This window comes from Streptomyces sp. ID05-39B, from assembly GCF_033794725.1.
In the GTDB taxonomy this organism is placed as follows: domain Bacteria; phylum Actinomycetota; class Actinomycetes; order Streptomycetales; family Streptomycetaceae; genus Streptomyces; species Streptomyces bobili.
Map to the genome: position 1 here is coordinate 1 of NZ_JARGEF010000512.1, position 1,186 is coordinate 1,186.

Below are 1,186 nucleotides of genomic sequence, written 5' to 3' on the forward strand. Positions count from 1 at the left end.
ACCTCCCCCCTGGCACTCACCCTCCTCCTGCTCCTCATGGTGCTGCTGCAGTCCCCGTTGCGCCGGGCCCTCGCCGCCCCGGTGATGCAGACGTGGACGACGGTGTTCGTGGCGGTGATGGTCCAGGCGCTGCCCTTCCTCGTCCTGGGCGTCCTGCTGTCGGCGGCGATCGCCGTGTACGTCCCCCCGTCCTTCTTCGCCCGCGCCCTGCCCCGCCGCCCCGCGCTGGCGGTCCCGGTGGCCGGGCTGGCGGGCGCGGTCCTGCCGGGCTGCGAGTGCGCGTCGGTACCGGTCGCGGGGGCGCTGGTGCGCCGAGGTGTGACTCCCGCGGCGGCGCTCGCGTTCCTGCTCTCCGCCCCGGCGATCAATCCGATCGTGCTGACGGCGACGGCGGTGGCGTTCCCGCGCAACCCGGAGATGGTCCTGGCCCGTTTCGTGGCGAGTCTGCTGGTGGCGTGTGCGATGGGCTGGCTGTGGCACCGTCTGGGCCGCACGGACTGGATGCGTCCACCGGCTCACGGCCGGCACGAGGGCCAGAGCAGGGGCGAGGCGTTCTGGGACGCGACCCGGCACGACGTGATGCACGCGGGCGGTTTCCTGGTGGTGGGCGCGATGGCGGCGGCGACGCTGAAGGCGGTGGCCCCGGAGCACTGGCTGCGCGCGGCGGCCGACCATCCCGTGGTGGCGGTGCTGTCGCTGGCGGTGCTGGCGGTGGTCCTGTCGATCTGTTCGGAGGCGGACGCGTTCGTGGCGGCGTCGCTGACCCAGTTCTCGCTGACGGCCCGGCTGGCGTTCCTGGTCGTCGGCCCGATGATCGACCTGAAGCTGTTCGCGATGCAGGCGGGTACGTTCGGCCGCGGCTTCGCCTTCCGCTTCGCGCCCGCCACCTTCGTGCTGGCGATCGGCGGGGCGGTCCTGACCGGGGCGGTGCTCCTGTGAACCGCCAGGCCCAGTCAGCGGTGCTGTTCCTCCTCGGCGCGAGCCTGCTGCACGCGGGCACGACCGGGCTCTACCTGCGTTACGTGAAGGCGGGTCTGCAACCCCTGCTCCTGGCGGCGGGCGGGATGCTGATCGCGACGGCACTGGCGACGGCCCTGTACGAATGGCGCGCGACGATCCCCAAGAAGCCCAGGCCGGCACCCTGCGACCCGACCGCACCCCTTCACCCGACGGCGCCCCCCACCCC

At 73.4% G+C, this 1,186-nt stretch carries 1 protein-coding gene and 1 pseudogene; both read left to right on the forward strand.

Annotation, left to right across the window (positions count from 1 at the left end; all coding sequences use genetic code 11):
• Positions 1 to 939, forward strand: a 939-nt coding sequence (locus P1P75_RS41585; RefSeq protein ID WP_319265260.1) for a permease, incomplete at its 5' end; no start/stop codon positions are given.
• Positions 936 to 1,186: pseudogene (locus P1P75_RS41590) on the forward strand (TIGR03943 family protein); the annotation flags it as partial. The gene P1P75_RS41585 and the pseudogene P1P75_RS41590, both read left to right, overlap by 4 nt.